Genomic DNA, 17852 nt, shown 5'->3' with positions numbered 1-17852 from the left:
CAGCAGGGCCGGCGGCCTGTCGCCGCCAGTTCGCCGGGTCATACCGTGTCGAGGCCGGGTCATATCGTGCCGAGTGCGCGGTGTAGGCGTCGGGCCTCGGTGACGAGGCGGCTGGATCCGCCCCGGCCGGCGACGTCGGCGAGGCCGGGCACGTCGATGCGGGCGCCGGTCGTGCCGGCCGTCTCGGCCGCGAGGCTCAGCAGGTCCGGCAGGCCGCGCGGGGGCTGGGGCGCGGCGAGTGCCGACGGCAGTGCGGCGGCGATCAGTCGCCACACGGTCAGCGGTGCCCCGGCCTGGGCGGCGTCGCGTAGTGGTTCGAGCGCCCTGGACAGCTTCACCAGGTGCCCGGCGACGAGTCGGCCGAGGTGGCCGCCCGTCGCGGTGGCGTCGAGCTGCCCGGCTGCGGCGAGGGCGAGCAGGGCGTCCAGGGCGGCGATCCGGTCGGTGCCGTGGCGGGCCGCGAGGCCGTAGGACAGGGCGAGGTCGAGGGCCGGTCCGCCGGGGCCGGTGGCTTCGGCGAGCAGCGGCAGCATGGTCGTGCCGTCGCGTTGGTCCATGTCCGCGGTGGCGGCCACGATCGGCAGGGCGTACGCGGCGACCACTGCACGGTGCCCCGGCAGGGTCGACGGCAGCAGGTTCGCCCAGGCGGAGTGCTCGACACCGATCGGTGCGGGGTCGACGGTCAGCAGTCCGTACGGGTCGTCGTGTCCGTCGGGTGGGCGCAGCTCGACGAGGATGCGCTTGGGCGGTAGCTGGTCGTGCTCCCAGTCGTAGCCGTTGCGGCGGAGGCGTCGGATGACGGTGACGGCGCGCGTGACGGGTTGTGGCAGTCCGCCGGCGCGCAGCCAGGTGGCGAGCCGCTCCCCCGCCGGGGTGCCCAGTGCCGCGGCCTTGCCGGCGACCGCCTCGTCGGTGTCGGCGGGTAGGCGCAGCAGGGCCTGGGTGAGGTCCCAGTGCCAGGCCGGGCGGTCGCCGAGGGCCGCGAGGCGCTCGATCAGGGCGAGCGGGTCGAGGGCGCCGTTGGCGTGGGTGGGGGTGGCGAGCAGGCCGGGGTGTCCCGGCTCGGCGAGGTGCGCGCCGATCTCGGCGAGGCGGGCTCGCAACAGCCGGTGCGGTGGGGGCACCCGGGGGTCGGTGGTGAGCGGTGGTGGTGCGGGGGTGCGGCGTACGGCGGTGAGCAGTGTCTCCCAGCGGCGGTGTCGGCGGGTCTGCTGGTCGGTGGCTGTCGGGGTGCTGAGCAGGTCGACGACCAGCTTGCACAGGCAGAGGGGGTCGTGGCGGTGTTCGTTGTCCCAGGACCAGTGGCGGCGTTCGATGACGGGGGTGAGGGCGGCGTGCACCCGGGTGTCGTCGGTCGTGGTGAGCCGCACGAGTGCGTCGAGGATGCGGTCCAGCGGTGTGCCCTGCGACTGGGTGCCGAGCAGGGCGGCGACCTCTTCGGCGAGTTCGTCGACGTCGGTGATGGGGGTGGGCGCCGGTGCGGGTGGGGCGGGTGGGGGCAGGTCGTCGCCGCGTGGTCGGGTGTGCGCCGGGCCGGTGCGGTCCGCCGTCGGGTCGTGTCCGTGGCGGGTGGCCAGGGTGTGGGCGCGGTCGCGTAGTTCGACGGCGGGGTGTCCGGCGGCGACGGCGATGACCTCGGCGATCCCGGCCGCCCGGTCGCGGTGGTGGCGGGCCAGGCGGTCGAGCCAGGTCAGCTGGGCCCTGACGAGTGCCTTGTCCGGTCGCAGCAGCACGTCCCGGGAGGTGTCGAGGATGGTGTCGGTCTCGAGGTCGGGCAGGTCCCGTAGGGCCTTCTGCGCGATGGTGGCGGCGGGGGCCGGCGCGTCGGCGAGCAGGCGGAGGTAGTCGGTGGCGCGGGTGGCGACCTCGGCGGTGGTGGGTTCGAGTTCGGTGAGCAGGATGGTGAAGGCGCGCAGGGCGGCCGTCCGGTCGCCGCGCAGGAGCCGGCCGATGCTGGCGTCGATCAGGAACGTCCGGTCGATGGTGCCGTCGGCGGCGAGTCGGGCCAGCGCGGTCGGCAGGATGTGCCGTCGTCGTTCGGGCCAGGTCGTGGTGACCTCGTCGAAGGTCATGCGGGTGCCGAGGCCGTCGATCTCGAACAGGCGGGGCAGCATGGCGTGGAGGAACGGGTCGTCGCGGAGCCGTGCGGTCAGGGGTGCCGGTGGGCCGGCGTGTCCCCGCTGGGGCAGTTGCAACGAGTTCAGCCACAGTTCGACGAACCGGTCGTTGGCCGGTGGTGTGGTTGCCGTGGCGCGTAGCAGCGCGGTGAGGAAGCGCCAGTGTTCGATGCCGGTCTGCTGGTTGACCCTCGTGGCCAGTCGGTGCGCGAGGTCGCCGAGCCAGGTGATGCCGCGGTCCTCGGCGACCTTGGTCATCAGGGCGGCGGCGCGTTCGCCGTGGGGGTTGACCGTGTTGCGGGCGAGGATCGTCGCGGCCTGCGCGGCGGTGGGCAGGCAGCCGACGATGGCGACGGCCAGGGCGGTGCCGGAGCCGGCCGTCCACCAGGTGGTGCGGTGCCGCTGCCTGAACCAGGTCGTCAGGTCGCCGCCGATCTCCCGGCGGCGCTGTTCCGGCAGGTCGGTTAGGGCCGCCACGATCTGCCCGGCGGAGCTGTTCTGGATGAGGTCGAACAGGTCGCTGGTGCCGCCGGCGGTTAGTTCCCGTTGCCGCCGTACCGTGCTCTTGAGGAACGCCTGCTGTGCGTGTCTCACACCCGCTCCTCCGCCCGCACGGCGCTCGAGATCCGGGTGGCCAGCGCGTGTCGGCAGGGTCCCCGTTGGCCGCGGTGCTTGGCCCACCAGGGGCAGGTGCAGGTGAGGTCGCCGCCGGGCAGTTGGCGGACCCGGTAGACCTGGTCTCCGCTGTGGACGGTGGCGGTGGTGGCCGTGTCGAGGTGGACGGCGCCGGCGTCGCGCAGCGCCCGGGCGCCGACGAGGCGGGGGTTGTCGCGTTCGGCGCGGCCCGCGTCGTAGGGCATGACCCGGTGGAAGTAGGCGGCTTCGGCGACGTCGTAGCCGACGCGGCCGGCGGTGCCGAGTTGGGCGAGGGCGGCCCGGACGCGGGCCGGGTCGAGGGCGGTGTCGGTGGCCAGCCGGTCGACGTCGATGATGGGGTCCCAGGAGAGTACGGCGGCGACGAGGTTGGCGTCGTCGACCACGTCGTCGCCGGCGAGGGCGGTGAGGGCGGCGCCTTCGCCGGAGAATCCGCGGTACGGCTCGGGTGAGAGGGTGAGGGAGAGGCGCAGGGCGCCGGTGTCCAGTTCCCAGGTGCTCGGTACGGGTGCCGAGCCGGTGGCGACGGTCGGTCCGTACACGCGCAGGGTCTCGGCGAATCGCAGCATGGCGCGTAGGGCGGTCAGTCGGCTCGCTCCGGCCAGGCAGACGGCGCCGGGGACGGGACGGGAGGTCAGTCGCAGGGACCGGCCGGCGGGCACCGCCCAGAGGACCGAGCGGTCGCTGGTGGTGGGGAGTCGGCGCAGGAACGTGGCCGCCTCGGTGGCGGGGATCTCGGCGCGGGGTTCGAAGGTGGCCGACAGGATCTGCACCTCGGCGAAGCCGCGCAGCCAGCGCGCCGGCAGGGGGACCTTCTTCTCGACGATCGGGCTGTCCATGGTGGCGACGGTCAGGTCGTCGGGGCCGACGGACAGGTGCAGCGGGTCGAGGCCGCCGACGCGGGCCAGTGCCTCGCGCAGTGGGTTGTTGACGTCGACGTTGGTGGTGCCGTGCTCGATCACGTCGCCGTCGAGGCCGGCGGGCAGGGTGTCGAGGCGGGCGTAGACGCCGCAGCAGCCGGAGAAGGATTCGAACCGCAGCCGGTCGCGGCTGCCGGTGACCACCGGGTCGAGGCTGGCGGGGCTGACGGGCCGGTGGTAGCGGGTGCGGGCGACCTCGGCGACGGCGAGCAGGCCGGCGGCCGCCGCCTGGGGGGTGGTGAGGAACCCGGTGAAGAACCGGGGGTGGGGTGCGGGTCCGCCGCTGGTCTGCAGGCCGAGGCCGTCGCGGGCGAGGGTGGAGGATCCGAGGTACCGGTACGTCTGCGTTGCGCTCACGTCGGCGGACGGTAGTGCAGGCCACCGACAGGAAGCACGGGGTCAGAGGCCGCCGGCGACGCGTAGGACGGTGCCGGTGGTGTAGGTGGCGTCGGGGCCGAGCAGCCAGGCGATGGCGCCGGCGACCTCGTCGGGTTCGCCGGGGCGGCCCAGTGGGATGCGGGCGGCGGCCCGCTCGGGTCGGTCGGGTTGGCCGGAGAGGGCGTGGATGTCGGTGCGGATGATGCCGGGGGCGACGGCGTTGACGCGGATGCCGTGGGGGGCGAGTTCCTTGGCGAGGCCGGTGGTGAGGGTGTCGATGGCGGCCTTGACGGCGGCGTAGTGGACGTACTCGCCGGGGCTGCCGAGGGTGGCGGCGACGGAGGAGACGTTGACGATGGCGGCGCCGTCGCCCATCCGGCGGGCGGCCTGCTGGGCGCAGAGGACGTAGCCGATGAGGTTGACGTCGACGACGTGGCGCAGGTCGGTGGGGTCGAGGTCGACGAACGCGCCGATGGGGCTGGTGACGCCGGCGTTGTTGACCAGGCCGGTGATCGGGCCGAGGTCGGCGGCGGCGTCGAACAGGGCGGTCACCTGCGCGGGGTCGCGGGTGTCGGCGGGCACGGCGAGGCCGCGTACGCCGGTGGCTTCGATGTCGGCGAGCACGGCGGTGGCGGCGGTGTGGTCGCGGCGGTAGCTGAAGGCGACGTGGTGCCCGGCGTGGGCGAGGCGGCGGGCGGTGGCGGCGCCGATGCCGCGGCTGCCGCCGGTGATCACGGTGACCGGTCGCATGTGCCTCTCCCCTGTCGTGGCTGCGGGGCCGACGCTACCGGCGGGCGGCGTGGGGCGGGCCGGTGGGTGGGCGCATAGGCTCGGGCGCGTCGGTGGACGGTGACGTGGAGGTGTGCGGTGGCGGGTGTGGGTGTCGGCGACGTGGTGCGGGACTTCGAGTTGCCCGACGAGACGGGTACGCCGCGGCGGCTGTCGGAGTTCCTGGCCACCGGTCCGGTGGTGTTGTTCTTCTATCCGGCGGCGTTGACGCGGGGGTGCACGGCGGAGAGCTGCCACTTCCGGGACCTGGCGGCGGAGTTCGCGGCGGTGGGCGCGACGCGGGTGGGCATCAGCCGCGATCCGGTGGAGAAGCAGGCGGAGTTCTCCCGCCGGCACGGGTTCGACTATCCCCTGCTGTCGGACGTCGACGGCACGGTCGCGGACCTGTTCGGGGTGCGGCGGCGGCTGCCGTTGGGTGCGCTGAGCACGCGGCGGATGACGTTCGTGATCGGCACCGACCGGCGGATCGTCGAGGTGGTCCACAGTGAGCTGAACATGAACGACCACGCGGACGCGGCGTTGCGGGCGCTGGGGGGTTGATCTTCCGCTTGTCGGCGTGGGCTGGTATCAAGGCAGGCATCTGAACAGGTGTACGAGGGGAAGAGGTTGCTGATGGGTGCTGCTGGCCAGGGTTTGTCCACTGACGAGGTGCAGAGCATCCGGGAGGCGCTGGCGGCGGGCCGCAAGCCGAAGGTGGTGTTCACCGCCTCGGCGGGTCAGATCGCCGGGCAGGTGGGTCAGGTGGTGGAGCTGACCGACCCGGCCGTGTCGGACGAGTTCGTGGTGGTCCGGTTCGGTCGCGACGAGTTGCCCTTCTCCCCCGCCGACGTGGCGGTGGCCCCGCGCGGCGCCGGGCGCAAGGCGGCCGAGCCGCAGCCGGAGACGCCGGAGCCCGAGCCGGCGGCGCCCGCGGAGCCGGAGTTCGTGTTGGACCGGGTGCCGCAGCAGCGGCGGGAGGAGCCGAAGGTGGAGACGACGGAGGCGAAGCCCGCCCCGGCGCGCAAGGCGGTGAAGGCCGTGAAGCCGAAGGGGCCGGCGGGGCTGACGGTGACGCTGGCGTACGCCGACGGCGAGTGGACGGTCGCGGCACAGCAGGGCAGCAAGTCGCTGGCGAAGCCGTACGTGGTGAAGCCGGCGGAGGCGCTGCGGATGGTGGCGCTGGTGGACGTGCCGGGCGTGCACGAGGCGGTGGAGCAGATCATGGCGGCCGAGCGGGCCGAGGCGGAGCAGCAGGCGGAGAAGCTGCGCGCGGAGCTGGCGGAGATCGAGGCGCGCCTGGCGGAGCTGCGCGAGGCGCACTGACACCGGCTGTCGGCGGGGCGGGTGGCGTGCTGCCGCCCGCCCCGCCGCCGTGGTGGTGCGCGCCGTCCTCGCTCCGGGCGTCGGTCACGCGGGAGGGCCACGGGGCGGACGCGGAAGGAGTGCGCGTCCGCCCCGTGGCCCGGTCGGATGGCGGCGGCGGGGCCCGCGGCCATCCGGCGGGGGCGGGTCAGTGGCGCGGGATGTGGGCCACCCCGATGCGCTTGCGGAACACCCAGTACGTCCAGCCCTGGTAGGCCAGCACGATGGGGGTGAACACCACCGCCACCCAGGTCATGATCTTCAGGGTGTAGGGGGTGGAGGCGGCGTTGGTGGCGGTCAGCGTCCCGGCCGCGTCGAGCGTGGAGGGCAGCACGTTCGGGAAGAGCGCCGCGAAGAGCGTCGCCACGGCCAGCGCGATGGCCACGGCGGTGCCGGTGAACGCCCAGCCCTCCCGGCGTACGCGGGCGGCGGCGAGACCACCGAGCAGGGCGAGGGCCGCGCCGACGGCGAACACGACGGCGGCGGTGCTGGAGCGGATGGTCAGCGTCCAGGTCAGGAACGCCACCGCGAGCACGGCGGCGACCACGCCCACGCGTACCGCGAGGGCGGCGGCGCGCTCGCGGACCTCACCGACCGTCTTCAGGGCGATGAACACGGCGCCGTGGGTGAGGAACAGCGCCGCGGTGGTCGCGCCGCCGAGCAGGGCGTACGGGTGGAGCAGGTCGAGCAGGCCGCCGACGTACTCGTGCTCGGCGTCGAGCGGCACGCCGCGCAGGATGTTGGCGAACGCCACGCCCCACAGGATCGCCGGCACCACCGAGCCGACGAAGATGGCGGTGTCCCAGCGGCGTTTCCAGGACGCCTCGGGCCGCTTGTGGCGGTACTCGAAGGCGACGCCGCGGATGATCAGGGCGAGCAGGATCAGCAGCAGCGGCAGGTAGAAGCCGGAGAACAGGGTGGCGTACCACTCGGGGAACGCGGCGAACATGGCGCCGCCGGCGGTGATGAGCCAGACCTCGTTGCCGTCCCAGACGGGGCCGATGGTGTTGATCAGGACGCGGCGTTCCCGGTCGTCGCGGCCGAGTACGGGCAGCAGCATGCCGACGCCGAAGTCGAAGCCCTCGAGGATGAAGTACCCGGTGAACAGGACCGCGACGAGCAGGAACCAGATGGTGGTGAGTTCCACGGTTGTCTCCGGTGATCAGTAGGCGAACGCGAGCGGGCGCTCGGCGTCGTCGTGGGTGTCGTCGATGTCGGGGTCGGGGGTGAGGTCGGGTACGCCGGCCTTGGCGTAGCGCAGCAGCAGTTTGACCTCGACGACGGCGAGGGTGGCGTAGACGAGGGTGAAGGCGGTGAAGGAGGTGAGCACCTCGGTGAGCGAGACGCTGCGGGAGACGCCGTCGCGGGTGAGCATCTCGCCGAAGACGATCCACGGCTGGCGGCCCATCTCGGTGAAGATCCAGCCGAAGGAGTTCGCGGCGAGGGGCAGCAGGGGCATGACCAGGCCGGCGCGCAGCAGCCACTTGCTGGTGGGGGTGCGGCCCTTGCGTTGGCTCCAGAGCACCAGCAGGGCGATGGCGGCGGCGGCCATCCCGAAGCCGATCATGAAGCGGAAGCTCCAGTAGGTGACCGGGATGATCGGGGTGTAGCTGCCGGCGCCGTACTGGGCGGCGTACTGGGCCTGCAGGTCGTTGATGCCGTGCACGGTGCCGTTGGGGTCGCCGGTGCCCAGCCAGGACAGCAGGTGCGGGATCTTGAGGGCGAACAGTTCGCGGCTGCCGTCGAGGCTGCCGACGGTGAGTACGGAGAACGAGGCGGGGCTCTCGGTGGTGTAGAGGCCCTCGGCGGCGGCCATCTTCATCGGCTGCACCTCGGTCATGATCTTGCCCTGGATGTCGCCGGTGATGGCGACGGCGGCGGCGGAGACCAGGGTGACCCAGGAGCCGAACTTCGCGGCGAAGCGGTAGGCGGGGGTGTCGGCGGAGTCGCGGTTGCGGACCAGGTGCCACATGGCGACGGCGACCAGCAGCGAGCCGGCCACCAGGAACGCGCCGGCGATGGTGTGCGGGAAGGTGATCATGGCGACCTTGTTGGTCAGCACGGCCACGAAGTCGGTGAGTTCGGCGCGGCCGGTGTCGGGGTTGATCCGGTAGCCGACCGGGTTCTGCATGAACGAGTTCGCCGCGAGGATGAAGTACGCGCTGAGGTTGCTGCCGATGGCGGCGGCCCAGATGGCGGCCAGGTGCAGCCGCTTGGGCAGCCGGTCCCAGCCGAAGATCCACAGACCGATGAAGGTGGACTCCAGGAAGAACGCGACAAGCGCCTCGATCGCCAGGGGGGCGCCGAAGATGTCGCCGACGAAGCGGGAGTAGTCGCTCCAGTTCATGCCGAACTGGAACTCCTGCACGATGCCCGTGACCACGCCCATGGCGAAGTTGATCAGGAAGAGCTTGCCGTAGAACTTGGTGAGCTTCAGGTACTTTTCGTCGCCGGTGCGGTGCCACATCGTCTGGAGGATCGCCACCAGCACGGACAGGCCGATGGTCAGCGGCACGAAGAGAAAGTGGTAGACGGTGGTGACACCGAACTGCCAGCGGGCGACGTCCAACGCGTCCACCAGTAACCCCCAGGCTGTGCATACTACGAGACGTAGTAAATACTACTGCGCGTCGTAGAGGAATCGGCAGGGGCGGGGGTCCCGAAGCGACCCGGGACCAATGACCCTGATCACCTCTGCCGGACGGCCCCGGCGCCCCGCGGGGTGGCCCGCGCGTGCGACCATGCGCGCTGATGGACACCATCCGCCCACCGACCTGGCAGCCGCCGCTGTTCTGGCGTGCCGCGCAGCTGTTCGCCCGCGTCGTCGTCGCGTTCCTGGCCCGCCTGGAGGTCAGCGGCGACGCGCCCGAGGCCCTGCGCCGGGGCCCGCTGATCCTGGCCGCCAACCACATCAGCCCGTTCGACCCCGTCGTGCTCGCCGCCGCCTGCCGCGCCCGGGGCGTCGCCCCCCGGATCATGGCCACCGGCGGGCTGTTCCGCACCCCCGTCATCGGCGTCCTGATGCGCCACGCCGGGCACCTGCGCGTCGACCGGGGCACCGCCGCCGTCGGCCGCGCCCTCGACGACGCCGCCACGGCGGTCGCCGCCGGCTCGGTCATCCTGGTCTACCCCGAGGGCCGCATCGGCCTGGACCCCGGCATGTGGCCCGAACGCGGCAAGACCGGCACCGCCCGCCTCGCCCTGGCCTGCGGGGCGCCGGTCGTCCCGGTCGCCCAGTGGGGCTGCCACGAGGTGGTGCCCTACCGCGCCCCGAAGGGGCTGCTGCGCGGCATCGCCCGTTCCCTGGTGCGCCGTCCGGTCGTGCGGGTGCACTTCGGCGACCCGGTGGACCTCGCCGACCTGACACCGGCAGCCCCGGGCGCCGCCCTGCGCGCCACCGACCGGATCATCGACGCCATCACCGCTTCGCTGGTCCCGTTGCGGCCCGACGAGCCCGACAGGCCCCGCCACGTCGACCCGGGTCGCCCGATCGACACCAGCCGCTCCCAGCGCTCCGGAAGGACCTGATCCCCGGCGTGGGCACAATGGCGCGGTGACCCGCCTGCGCCTGCCGCTGCTCGTCGTCGCCCTGCTCGCCCTCGTCTGCGCAGGCGGGTACGCCGTCCTGCGCTCGGCGTACCACGACGAGAAGGACCGCCGGGACCTCAGCGACCTGACCCGCTCCTCCCCCTGGCCTCCCGACGACCTGCTGGTCCCCGACGACCTGCCCCGCTCCGGCACCCTCGGCTGGCTGGACCGGCTCGGTCTCGACATCGCCTACGGCCTGCGCACCCGCGACGGCCGTACGGTGCCCGTGGTGTGGCAGCAACACCACCCGGCCCCCGACGGGTCCCTGGCCGACGGGGTCGACTGCGACGTGCGGACGATCCACGTCTGCACCGACGCCGGCGACGGTCTGACCCTCGTCGTGACCCGGGACACCGACAACAGCGACCCCGCCACCGCGCTCTACCTCTTCGCCGCCGACCAGGTGCTCAGCGTCAGCGTGCAGGGTCCGGATCCGGTGACCGCCGACGACCTGCGTGGTGCGCTCACCCGCACCCACCACCCCTCCGACGGCGAGCTGCTCGCCCTGCTGCGCGGACCCGGCTACCAGACGGACTGGAGCTGACCCGCTCTGGCCGCGGGCCGGTCACCCGCCGGCCACCGCGCCCCGGCATACTCCCCGCGTGACCCACGCCTACCTCGACGGCCCCGCACCGCTGGCGTTCGCCCACCGGGGTGGCGCCGCCGAGGGCGACGAGAACACCGCCGCGGCGTTCGCCCGGGCGATCGGGCTCGGCTACCGGTACGTCGAGACCGACGTGCACGGCACCGCCGACGGCGTCGCGGTGGTCTTCCACGACGCCACGCTGGCCCGCGTCACGGGCGAGCCGGGGCGCATCGCCGACCTGCGCTGGGCCGACCTGGCCTCCGTACGCGTCGGCGGCGCCGCCGTGGTCCCCCGCCTCGACGAGGTACTCGACGCCTGGCCGCAGGTGCGGTTCAACATCGACGTCAAGGCCGACGGCGGCGTCGAGCCGACCGTGGCCACCGTCGCGCGCGTCAAGGCCGGCGACCGGGTGCTGCTGGCCTCGTTCAGCGACGCCCGGCTGGCCCGGCTGCGCGTCCTCACGCAGGGGCGCGTCGCCAGCAGCCTCGGCATGCGTGGGGTGGCCCGGCTGCGGATGGCGTCGCTGACCGGCCGGGCGCTGCGACTGCCCCCGTCGGTGGTCGCCGCGCAGGTCCCGGTGCGCTACGGGCGGGTGCCCGTGGTGGACCGCCGGTTCCTGCGCCACGCCCACCGACTCGGCCTGCACGTGCATGTCTGGACGATCGACGAACCTGCCGAGATGCACGAGTTACTCGACCTCGGAGTGGATGGCATCATGACCGATCACGTCGGCGTGCTGCGCGACGTGTATCACAGCCGCGGTCACTGGGCCGCCTGAACCGTTCGAAGGACCCCGATGGCCGAGACCGTCACCCCCGCGGTGGACGACACCCCCGCCCCGGCGAGCACCCGCCGCGAACGCAGCGGCTGGTACTTCTACGACTGGGCGATGTCCGCCTTCTCCACCACCGTCATCACGGTGTTCCTCGGTCCGTTCCTGACCACCGTCACCGAACTCGCCGCCGGCTGCGAACTGGGTGCCGACACCTGCAACGGCTACGTCTACCCGCTGGGCGTCAAGGTCGCCGCCGGCTCGTACTTCCCGTACCTGGTGTCGCTGTCGGTGTTCCTCACCGTGTTCGCGCTGCCGATCGTCGGCGCGATCGCCGACCGCTCGGCGCACAAGAAGCGGCTGCTCGCCGCCGCCGCCTTCATCGGCGCCGGCGCGACCGTCGGCATGCTCTTCGTCACCGGCGACCGGTACCTGCTCGGCGGGGCGCTGTTCATGGTCGCCAACATCGCCTTCGGCGCCGGCGTCGTGGTCTACAACTCGTTCCTGCCGCAGCTCGGCGGCCCCGACGACCGCGACGGCATCTCCAGCCGCGGCTGGGCGCTGGGCTACCTGGGCGGCGGCCTGCTGCTGGCGCTCAACCTCGTCGCGGTCAGCATGCTCGGCGAGGAGGGCAACCACCAGCGCACCCTCGACCTGGCCCGCTGGTCGATCGTGTCCGCCGGCGTGTGGTGGGCGGTGTTCACCCTCATCCCGCTGCGCTGGCTGCGCGAGCACCCCACGGCCGCCGCGCGGGCCGGCGGCAACCCGGTCACCGACGGCTTCCGCCAGCTCGGCCGCACCCTGCGCGAGATCAAGGCGTACCCGCTGACGCTGTTCTTCCTGCTGGCGTTCCTGGTCTACAACGACGGCATCCAGACCGTCATCGCCCTGGCCAGCCAGTACGGCACCGAGGAGCTGAAGCTCGGGCAGAGCACCCTGATCGTCACCATCCTGCTGGTGCAGTTCCTCGCCTTCGGCGGCGCGCTGCTGCTCGGCGCCCTCGCCAAGCGCATCGGCGCCTGGAAGACCGTGCTGATCAGCCTGGTGCTGTGGACCGGGGTGATCCTCGGCGCGTTCCGGCTGCCCGCCGAGGCGCCGGTGCCGTTCATGGTCCTCGGCGCCGCCATCGGCCTGGTGCTCGGCGGCAGCCAGGCCCTGAGCCGGTCGATGTTCAGCCAGCTCATCCCCGCCGGCAAGGAGGGCGAGTACTACGGCTTCTACGAGATCAGCGACAAGGGCACCAGCTGGCTCGGCCCGCTGGCCTTCGGCATCGTGTTCCAGCTCACCAACTCCTACCGGGTGGGCCTGGTCTCCCTGCTGATCTTCTTCATCGTCGGGTTCCTGCTGCTGCTGGCCGTGCCGATCCGCCGGGCGATCGTCGCCGCCGGCAACACCCCGCCCCGGGTGCTCTGAGGAACGCGGGCCCGTCCCGCACCGGCCGGATCAGCGGACGTCGATCGGCTAGGCTGCCCGACCGTGACCGACCACGCCACCGCCCCGACCTGCCTGGCGCGCCCGCCGCTGGGCCCCGACGACTCCCCCGCCGGGTGCGCCGCGGCGCGGGGCGTGGACGGGCGTCCGCTGCACGCGGCGGCGTTGAAGTTCTTCTGGGGGCCGATGGACTGCGGCAAGTCCACGATGGCGTTGCAGATGAACTACAACCACTCCCGGCAGGGCCGCCGCGGCCTCGTCACCACCCGCATCGACCGCTCGCTCGGCCCGCAGGTCACCACCCGCATCGGCCTGGCGCACGAGGCCGTCGAGGTCACCGACGAGCTGGACCTGCGCACCCTGGTGCGCGACACCTGGGCCGAGGGCGTGCGCGTCGACTACCTGATCTGCGACGAGGCGTCGTTCTACAACCTGGAGCACGTCGAGCAGATGGCCGAGCTGGTCGACAGCTACGACGTCGACGTGTACGCGTTCGGGCTGGCCACCGACTTCCGCTCGTGCCTGTTCCCGGCCGCGCAGCGGCTGTTCGAACTGGCCGACGAGGTGGCCCGCATCCAGGTCGAGGTGCTCTGCTGGTGCGGCCGGGAAGGGCTGCTCAACGCCCGGGTCGTCGACGGCCGGGTGGTCCGCGAGGGCCTGCAGGTGGTCATCGGCGACACCGTGGACAGCGCCGAGGTGCGCTACCAGGTGCTCTGCCGCCGGCACTACCGCGCGGGCGAGCTCGGCCCCCGCCGCTGAGGCGTCAGTACGGGTCGCCGCACACCCGCCAGTCGCCGTCCTCGCGCACCACCGACAGCTTCCGCTCCTCGGTGAGGCCGCTGTCGCGGGTCAGCCGCACCGCCACCGTGCCGCGCGGGCTGCCGCCCCGGGTCGCCACCGACACGTCGACGATCTCGTAGCCGTTGACCAGCGGCGGGGTGCGCAGCCAGCTCGTGAACCCGATCGGGCTCCACCGGCTGCGCGCGTCGGCGCAGAGCCGGTCGTACGCGCCGTCGGTGTCGCCCGCCGCCACCGACCGCAGGAACCCGTCCGCGGTCTCCCGCACCGGGCCGCTGGCCTGCGTGACCACCTGCACGTTCCAGGCGCCCAGCCCGGCGACCCCGATGCAGCACAGCAGCACGGTCACGCCCGCGAACACCAACCCGGTACGCACCGGGCGGCTCCGACGGGCCGGCCGGCTCCACGGCTGCTCAGCGCCCACCCGTCGACCGTAGAGAACCGGTGGGCCCGCCCGCAGGAAAGTCGGCCCTGTCGTCGTCGTACCGGCCGGTCGGGTCGCGGTCGCCGCCGGCGCCGAGGCCGGTCCCGCCGCGCGCGGTCACGGCTCGATGAGCCCGGCCCGAATGGCGTAGCGGGTCAGTTCCAGGCGGTCCCGGAGGCCGAGCTTCTGCAGCAGGTTGGCCCGGTGCCGCTCGACGGTCTTGACGCTGATGAACAGCAGGCGGGCGATCTCCTTGGAGGAGTGGCCCTCGGCGACGAGCTTGAGGATCTCCTCCTCGCGTTCGGTGATGGCCCTGGCCGGCACGCTCTCGCCCCGCGCGCTGCGTTCCAGGTAGGTGCGGATGAGGGCGTTGATGGCACCCGGATAGAGGAACGGCTCGTCGCGCACGGCGGCGCGGCAGGCCTCCACCAGGTCGCGGTCGGCGACGGACTTGAGCACGTAGCCGTTGGCGCCGACCTTGAGGGCCTCGAAGAAGTACTGCTCGTTGTCGTACATGGTCAGGATGAGGATGCGCAGGCCCGGCTGCTGCCGGGACAGCTCCCGGGCCGCCTGCAGGCCGGTCAGCCGTGGCATGGCGATGTCGAGGATGGCCAGGTCGGGACGCTCGGTCTGGGCCAGGGCGATGACCTCCGCGCCGTCGCCGGCCTCCGCCACGACGGTCAGGTCCGGTTCGCTGTCGAGGATGAGGCGCACGCCACGGCGGACGAGGGCGTGGTCGTCGGCGAGCAGGATGCGGGTGGTCACGGCCGGCCCTCCCGGTCGCCGACCGGCACCCGCAGCCGCACCTCGGTGCCGCCGCCCGGGCCGGCCCCCACGCTGAGCTGGGCGCCGATGAGCAGGGCCCGCTCCCGCATGCCGCGTACGCCGGCGCCCTCGGCGGCGTCGCCGATGCCCCGGCCGTCGTCGCGGATCCGCAGCTGCACGTGGCCCGGTCGACGGGTCAGCGACAGCTCGACGGTGGCGGCCCGCGCGTGCCGGACGGTGTTGGTGAGGGCCTCCTGCGCCACCCGGTAGATCACCAGTTCGGCCTCGCCGTCGAGGGCGGGCAGGTCGGCGTCGAGGTGCTGGCGCACGGACAGGTCCGTGTGCCCGGTGACCTCCGTGACGAGCGCCTTGAGGGCGCTGGTCAGGCCGAGCTCCTCCAGTACGCCGGGGCGCAACCGGCGCGCGATGCGGCGGATCTCGTCGAGGCTGTCGCGGGTGGTCTCCTGCACCTGGGCGAGTTGGGCGCGGACCGGCTCGGGCGCGTGCCGGGCGACCTGCTTGAGTTCGAGCAGGACCGCGGTCAGGGTCTGGCCGACCTCGTCGTGCAGTTCCTGGGCGACGCGCCGGCGCTCGGCCTCCTGGGCGGACAGGGCGCTGGCCGCGCTGGTGGCCCGCTCCGCCTCCAGCCGGTCGATCATGGCGTTGAAGGCGCGGATCAGGTCCGCGATGCCTGCCTGCCCGGCCGGGACCGGGCGGGGCTCGGGCTGCAGCAGGTCGATGGTGGTCATGGCCCGGGTCAGCCGGTGCAGCGGCGCGAGGCCGACGCGCAGCAGCGCGGCGTTGGCGACCAGCATCGCGGCGAGGCCCACGGTCAGCACGAGGGCCTCGGTGAGCAGCACGGGGGTGGACACCGTGACCGGGCCGAGCAGCAGCAGCGTGGCGGCGACGAGCACGGCGGCGTTGAGCAGGAAGATCCGCCAGAACAGCGACACGACGGCACCTCCCCTCCCGCTCCGGTTCCGACGCCCTGCGACTCGCGCGCTCGTCCGCGCTCCGGCACGCGGCGGCCGGCCCGCGCCGCGGCGTGATCACCCTCGTCATGGCCAGCCTGTCGGCCGGGGCGCGTGCTGTAAATGCGTGCCGGCACCCATTATCGCCGCAGGTCGGCCGGGCCGCCGACGGGCCGGGCACCGACCCGGGCCGGCGGCAAATGGGTGTCAGCCCCGATGTCGACCCGCAGCGGAGCGATGACCATGAACGCGAGTCCGGGGCCGGGAGCCGCTCCGGGCTCCGATCCCTCGTGCCCGGCTCCCTCTGTCGCCGTCCGTGCGGGCGTTCCCCGCCGCGCCGCGCCGAACCCGGGAGGACCCTGTGGGCCGTCATCCGATGGTGACCGAACCCGCGCCACCGGAAGCGGAGACGGTCACCTGCGCGCAGCGGCGCGCCGGGGTGGAGCACGGTCCGCCGGGCGGGTGCCCGTGAGCGCGTGGCCCGCCCTCGCCGCGATCGCCATCTTCACGGTCGCCTTCGTCTTCATCGCCACCGAGAAGATCAACCGGGTCGCGGTGGTGCTGGGCGCCGCCGGCCTGATGGCCGCGCTCGGGCTGGTGCCCGGCTCGGACGTGTTCTACGCCCACCATGCCGGCATCGACTGGGACGTCATCTTCCTGCTCCTCGGCATGATGATCATCGTCGGGGTGATCAAGCAGACCGGCGTGTTCGAGTTCATGGCGATCTGGGCCGCCCAGCGTTCGCAGGGGCGGCCGTACCGGTTGATGGTGCTGCTCGTCGCGATCACCGGTATCGCCTCGCCGGTCCTGGACAACTTCACCACGGTCATGCTGGTCGCCCCGATCACCATCTCCGTGTGCCGTCGGCTGGGCATGCCCGCCGCGCCGTTCCTGATCGCCGAGGTGCTCGCCGCCAACATCGGCGGCGCGGCCACCCTGATCGGCGACCCACCCAACATCATCATCGGCAGCCGCGCCGGGCTGAGCTTCAACGACTTCCTCTGGCACATGGCCCCGGTCACGGTCCTGATGTTCCTGGCGTTCCTGGTGCTGGCGCGGGTCATGTTCCGCCGGGCGTTCGTGCACCGCCCCGAGCGGTTCGATGCGGTACGCGACATGGACGCCCGCGCCGCCATCACCGACCCGCGGTTGCTGATCCGCTGCCTGGTCGTGCTCGGCCTGGTGATCGTCGCGTTCACGCTCCACACGGTGATCCACATCGACGTGGCCGTCGTCGCGCTGCTCGGCGCCGGGCTGATGGTCCTGGTGTCCGGGACGGACAAGTCGGCCTACCTGGGCGAGGTCGAATGGCCGACGCTGGTGTTCTTCACCGGCCTGTTCGTGATGGTCGCCGGTTTGACCGAGACCGGGGTGATCAGCTGGATCGGCGAACGGGCCAGCGACGCCGTCGGCGACAACTACTTCGCGGCGGCGACGGGCCTGGTCTTCGGCTCGGCGGTGCTCGGCGCGTTCTTCGACAACATCCCCTACGCGGCGACCATGGCGCCGATCGTGGAGGGCCTCGTCGCGGGGGCCCCGGATCCGGGTACCGGCCAGGCGCTGTGGTGGTCCTTCGCCCTGGGCGCCGACCTGAGCGGCAACGGCACGGCCGTGGCGGCCAGCGCCAACATCGTGGTGCTGGGCATCGCCGCCCGCGCCAAGGAGCCGATCAGCTTCTGGCAGTTCACCCGCTACGGCATCGTCACCACGATCATGACCACGGTGATCGCCTGGGTGTACGTGTGGCTGCGCTACTTCGTGGCGTAGGCCGCTCCGCAGTGCAACACGACAGGAGGCAATGATGCAGATAGAACGCATGCCGCTGCCCGGCATCGGGGTCGGCTACACCCTGCACACCGGGGAGGGACAGGTGATCGGGGTCGTCTGCCATCGCGGCGGCCGGCGGGACGTCGTCGTCTACGCCGCCGGCGACCCGGACACCGTGGAACGGTCCGTGACCCTCAGCCCGACCGAGGCGCAGGAGGTGGCCGAGCTGCTGCACCCCATCGCCACCATCGACCACGTCACGCACCTGGAACGCCACCGGGAGGCGATCAGCGTCGTCGAGCTGCCGGTGACCGCCGCGTCGCCCTACGACGGCCGGACCCTGGCCGAGGCCGTCGCGCGCGTCAACGGGGTGAGCGTCGTCGCCGTCGTCCGCGACGGGCGGACGGTCACCGCACCGGGGCTGGGGCACGTCCTCGCCCACGGCGACGTCCTGATCGTCGCCGGGAGCCAGCAGAGCATCGAGGCGCTGAGCCGGGCGCTGATCCACACGGACCCGTAGGCCGCTCCACACGCTCCCGCAGGCCGCGAGC

The 17852-nt window shown here is 73.0% G+C and carries 17 protein-coding genes; 9 read left to right on the top strand and 8 right to left on the bottom strand.

Annotated elements, in window-relative coordinates; genetic code table 11:
- Positions 1-59: 59 nt before the first annotated feature.
- From ACN27A_RS03830 to ACN27A_RS03820, 3 genes are read right to left on the bottom strand one after another with little or no spacing between them, the layout of a single operon-like run.
- On the bottom strand, positions 60-2711 hold the full coding sequence (locus ACN27A_RS03830) for a DUF6493 family protein (RefSeq protein ID WP_421449845.1): 2652 nt from the start codon (positions 2709-2711) through the stop codon (positions 60-62).
- Complete coding sequence (locus ACN27A_RS03825; RefSeq protein ID WP_421449843.1) at positions 2708-4048, bottom strand: SWIM zinc finger family protein; 1341 nt, start codon at positions 4046-4048, stop codon at positions 2708-2710. Before ACN27A_RS03825 ends, ACN27A_RS03830 begins: the two co-directional genes overlap by 4 nt.
- A 42-nt stretch (positions 4049-4090) precedes the next feature.
- Positions 4091-4819, bottom strand: a complete 729-nt coding sequence (locus ACN27A_RS03820; protein ID WP_421449841.1) for an SDR family oxidoreductase — start codon at positions 4817-4819, stop codon at positions 4091-4093.
- 117 nt (positions 4820-4936) lie between these two features.
- Here ACN27A_RS03820 and ACN27A_RS03815 point away from each other — a divergent pair, with 117 nt between their 5' ends.
- Together ACN27A_RS03815 and ACN27A_RS03810 are read left to right on the top strand one after the other, a co-directional pair.
- Positions 4937-5398 carry a peroxiredoxin gene (locus ACN27A_RS03815; protein ID WP_327028342.1) on the top strand — a complete coding sequence of 154 codons (462 nt, stop codon included), beginning with the start codon at positions 4937-4939 and terminating at the stop codon, positions 5396-5398.
- A 72-nt stretch (positions 5399-5470) separates the two neighbouring features.
- Positions 5471-6160 (top strand): hypothetical protein, encoded by a 690-nt coding sequence (locus ACN27A_RS03810; RefSeq protein ID WP_132237650.1) that lies wholly within the window; start codon positions 5471-5473, stop codon positions 6158-6160.
- Positions 6161-6347: 187 nt separating this feature from the next.
- Here ACN27A_RS03810 and cydB read toward each other — a convergent pair whose 3' ends face one another.
- Both cydB and ACN27A_RS03800 read right to left on the bottom strand, forming a co-directional pair.
- Entirely contained in the window at positions 6348-7346 is a 999-nt protein-coding gene (gene cydB, locus ACN27A_RS03805) for a cytochrome d ubiquinol oxidase subunit II (RefSeq protein ID WP_421449838.1), read from the bottom strand.
- Positions 7347-7361: 15 nt separating this feature from the next.
- Entirely contained in the window at positions 7362-8777 is a 1416-nt protein-coding gene (locus tag ACN27A_RS03800; protein ID WP_421449836.1) for a cytochrome ubiquinol oxidase subunit I, read from the bottom strand.
- Between the two features lie 173 nt (positions 8778-8950).
- Between ACN27A_RS03800 and ACN27A_RS03795 the strand changes: the two genes are divergently transcribed.
- The 5 genes from ACN27A_RS03795 to ACN27A_RS03775 all read left to right on the top strand — a co-directional run bounded on the left by ACN27A_RS03795 (position 8951) and on the right by ACN27A_RS03775 (position 13335).
- The gene (locus ACN27A_RS03795; protein WP_421449834.1) at positions 8951-9727 is read left to right on the top strand and encodes a lysophospholipid acyltransferase family protein; all 777 of its coding nucleotides are present in this window, start codon (positions 8951-8953) and stop codon (positions 9725-9727) included.
- 25 nt (positions 9728-9752) lie between these two features.
- Positions 9753-10331, top strand: coding sequence for a hypothetical protein (locus ACN27A_RS03790; RefSeq protein WP_421449832.1), 579 nt, complete (start codon positions 9753-9755; stop codon positions 10329-10331).
- A gap of 58 nt (positions 10332-10389) precedes the next feature.
- On the top strand, positions 10390-11151 hold the full coding sequence (locus ACN27A_RS03785) for a glycerophosphodiester phosphodiesterase (RefSeq protein WP_421449830.1): 762 nt from the start codon (positions 10390-10392) through the stop codon (positions 11149-11151).
- A gap of 18 nt (positions 11152-11169) precedes the next feature.
- Positions 11170-12558 (top strand): MFS transporter, encoded by a 1389-nt coding sequence (locus ACN27A_RS03780; RefSeq protein WP_421449828.1) that lies wholly within the window; start codon positions 11170-11172, stop codon positions 12556-12558.
- 63 nt (positions 12559-12621) lie between these two features.
- On the top strand, positions 12622-13335 hold the full coding sequence (locus tag ACN27A_RS03775; protein ID WP_357579354.1) for a thymidine kinase: 714 nt from the start codon (positions 12622-12624) through the stop codon (positions 13333-13335).
- A gap of 4 nt (positions 13336-13339) precedes the next feature.
- Here ACN27A_RS03775 and ACN27A_RS03770 read toward each other — a convergent pair whose 3' ends face one another.
- The 3 genes from ACN27A_RS03770 to ACN27A_RS03760 form a co-directional block, all read right to left on the bottom strand.
- Positions 13340-13798, bottom strand: a complete 459-nt coding sequence (locus tag ACN27A_RS03770) for a hypothetical protein (RefSeq protein WP_132237628.1) — start codon at positions 13796-13798, stop codon at positions 13340-13342.
- 117 nt (positions 13799-13915) lie between these two features.
- Positions 13916-14563 (bottom strand): response regulator, encoded by a 648-nt coding sequence (locus tag ACN27A_RS03765; RefSeq protein ID WP_421449826.1) that lies wholly within the window; start codon positions 14561-14563, stop codon positions 13916-13918.
- Entirely contained in the window at positions 14560-15516 is a 957-nt protein-coding gene (locus ACN27A_RS03760) for a HAMP domain-containing sensor histidine kinase (protein ID WP_421449824.1), read from the bottom strand. The genes ACN27A_RS03765 and ACN27A_RS03760 overlap by 4 nt, the downstream gene beginning before the upstream one ends.
- 486 nt (positions 15517-16002) lie before the next feature.
- On the opposite strand from ACN27A_RS03760, the gene ACN27A_RS03755 reads away from it, so the two are divergent.
- Together ACN27A_RS03755 and ACN27A_RS03750 are read left to right on the top strand one after the other, a co-directional pair.
- The gene (locus ACN27A_RS03755) at positions 16003-17301 is read left to right on the top strand and encodes an SLC13 family permease (protein WP_421449822.1); all 1299 of its coding nucleotides are present in this window, start codon (positions 16003-16005) and stop codon (positions 17299-17301) included.
- Between the two features lie 34 nt (positions 17302-17335).
- On the top strand, positions 17336-17821 hold the full coding sequence (locus tag ACN27A_RS03750; RefSeq protein ID WP_421449820.1) for a TrkA C-terminal domain-containing protein: 486 nt from the start codon (positions 17336-17338) through the stop codon (positions 17819-17821).
- Positions 17822-17852: the final 31 nt, after the last annotated feature.

The organism is Micromonospora sp. WMMD737 (assembly GCF_049179055.1).
Classification (GTDB): domain Bacteria; phylum Actinomycetota; class Actinomycetes; order Mycobacteriales; family Micromonosporaceae; genus Micromonospora; species Micromonospora reichwaldensis.
The sequence above is the reverse complement of the archived record's forward strand: the minus strand, read 5'-3'. Positions and strand labels throughout refer to the sequence as shown.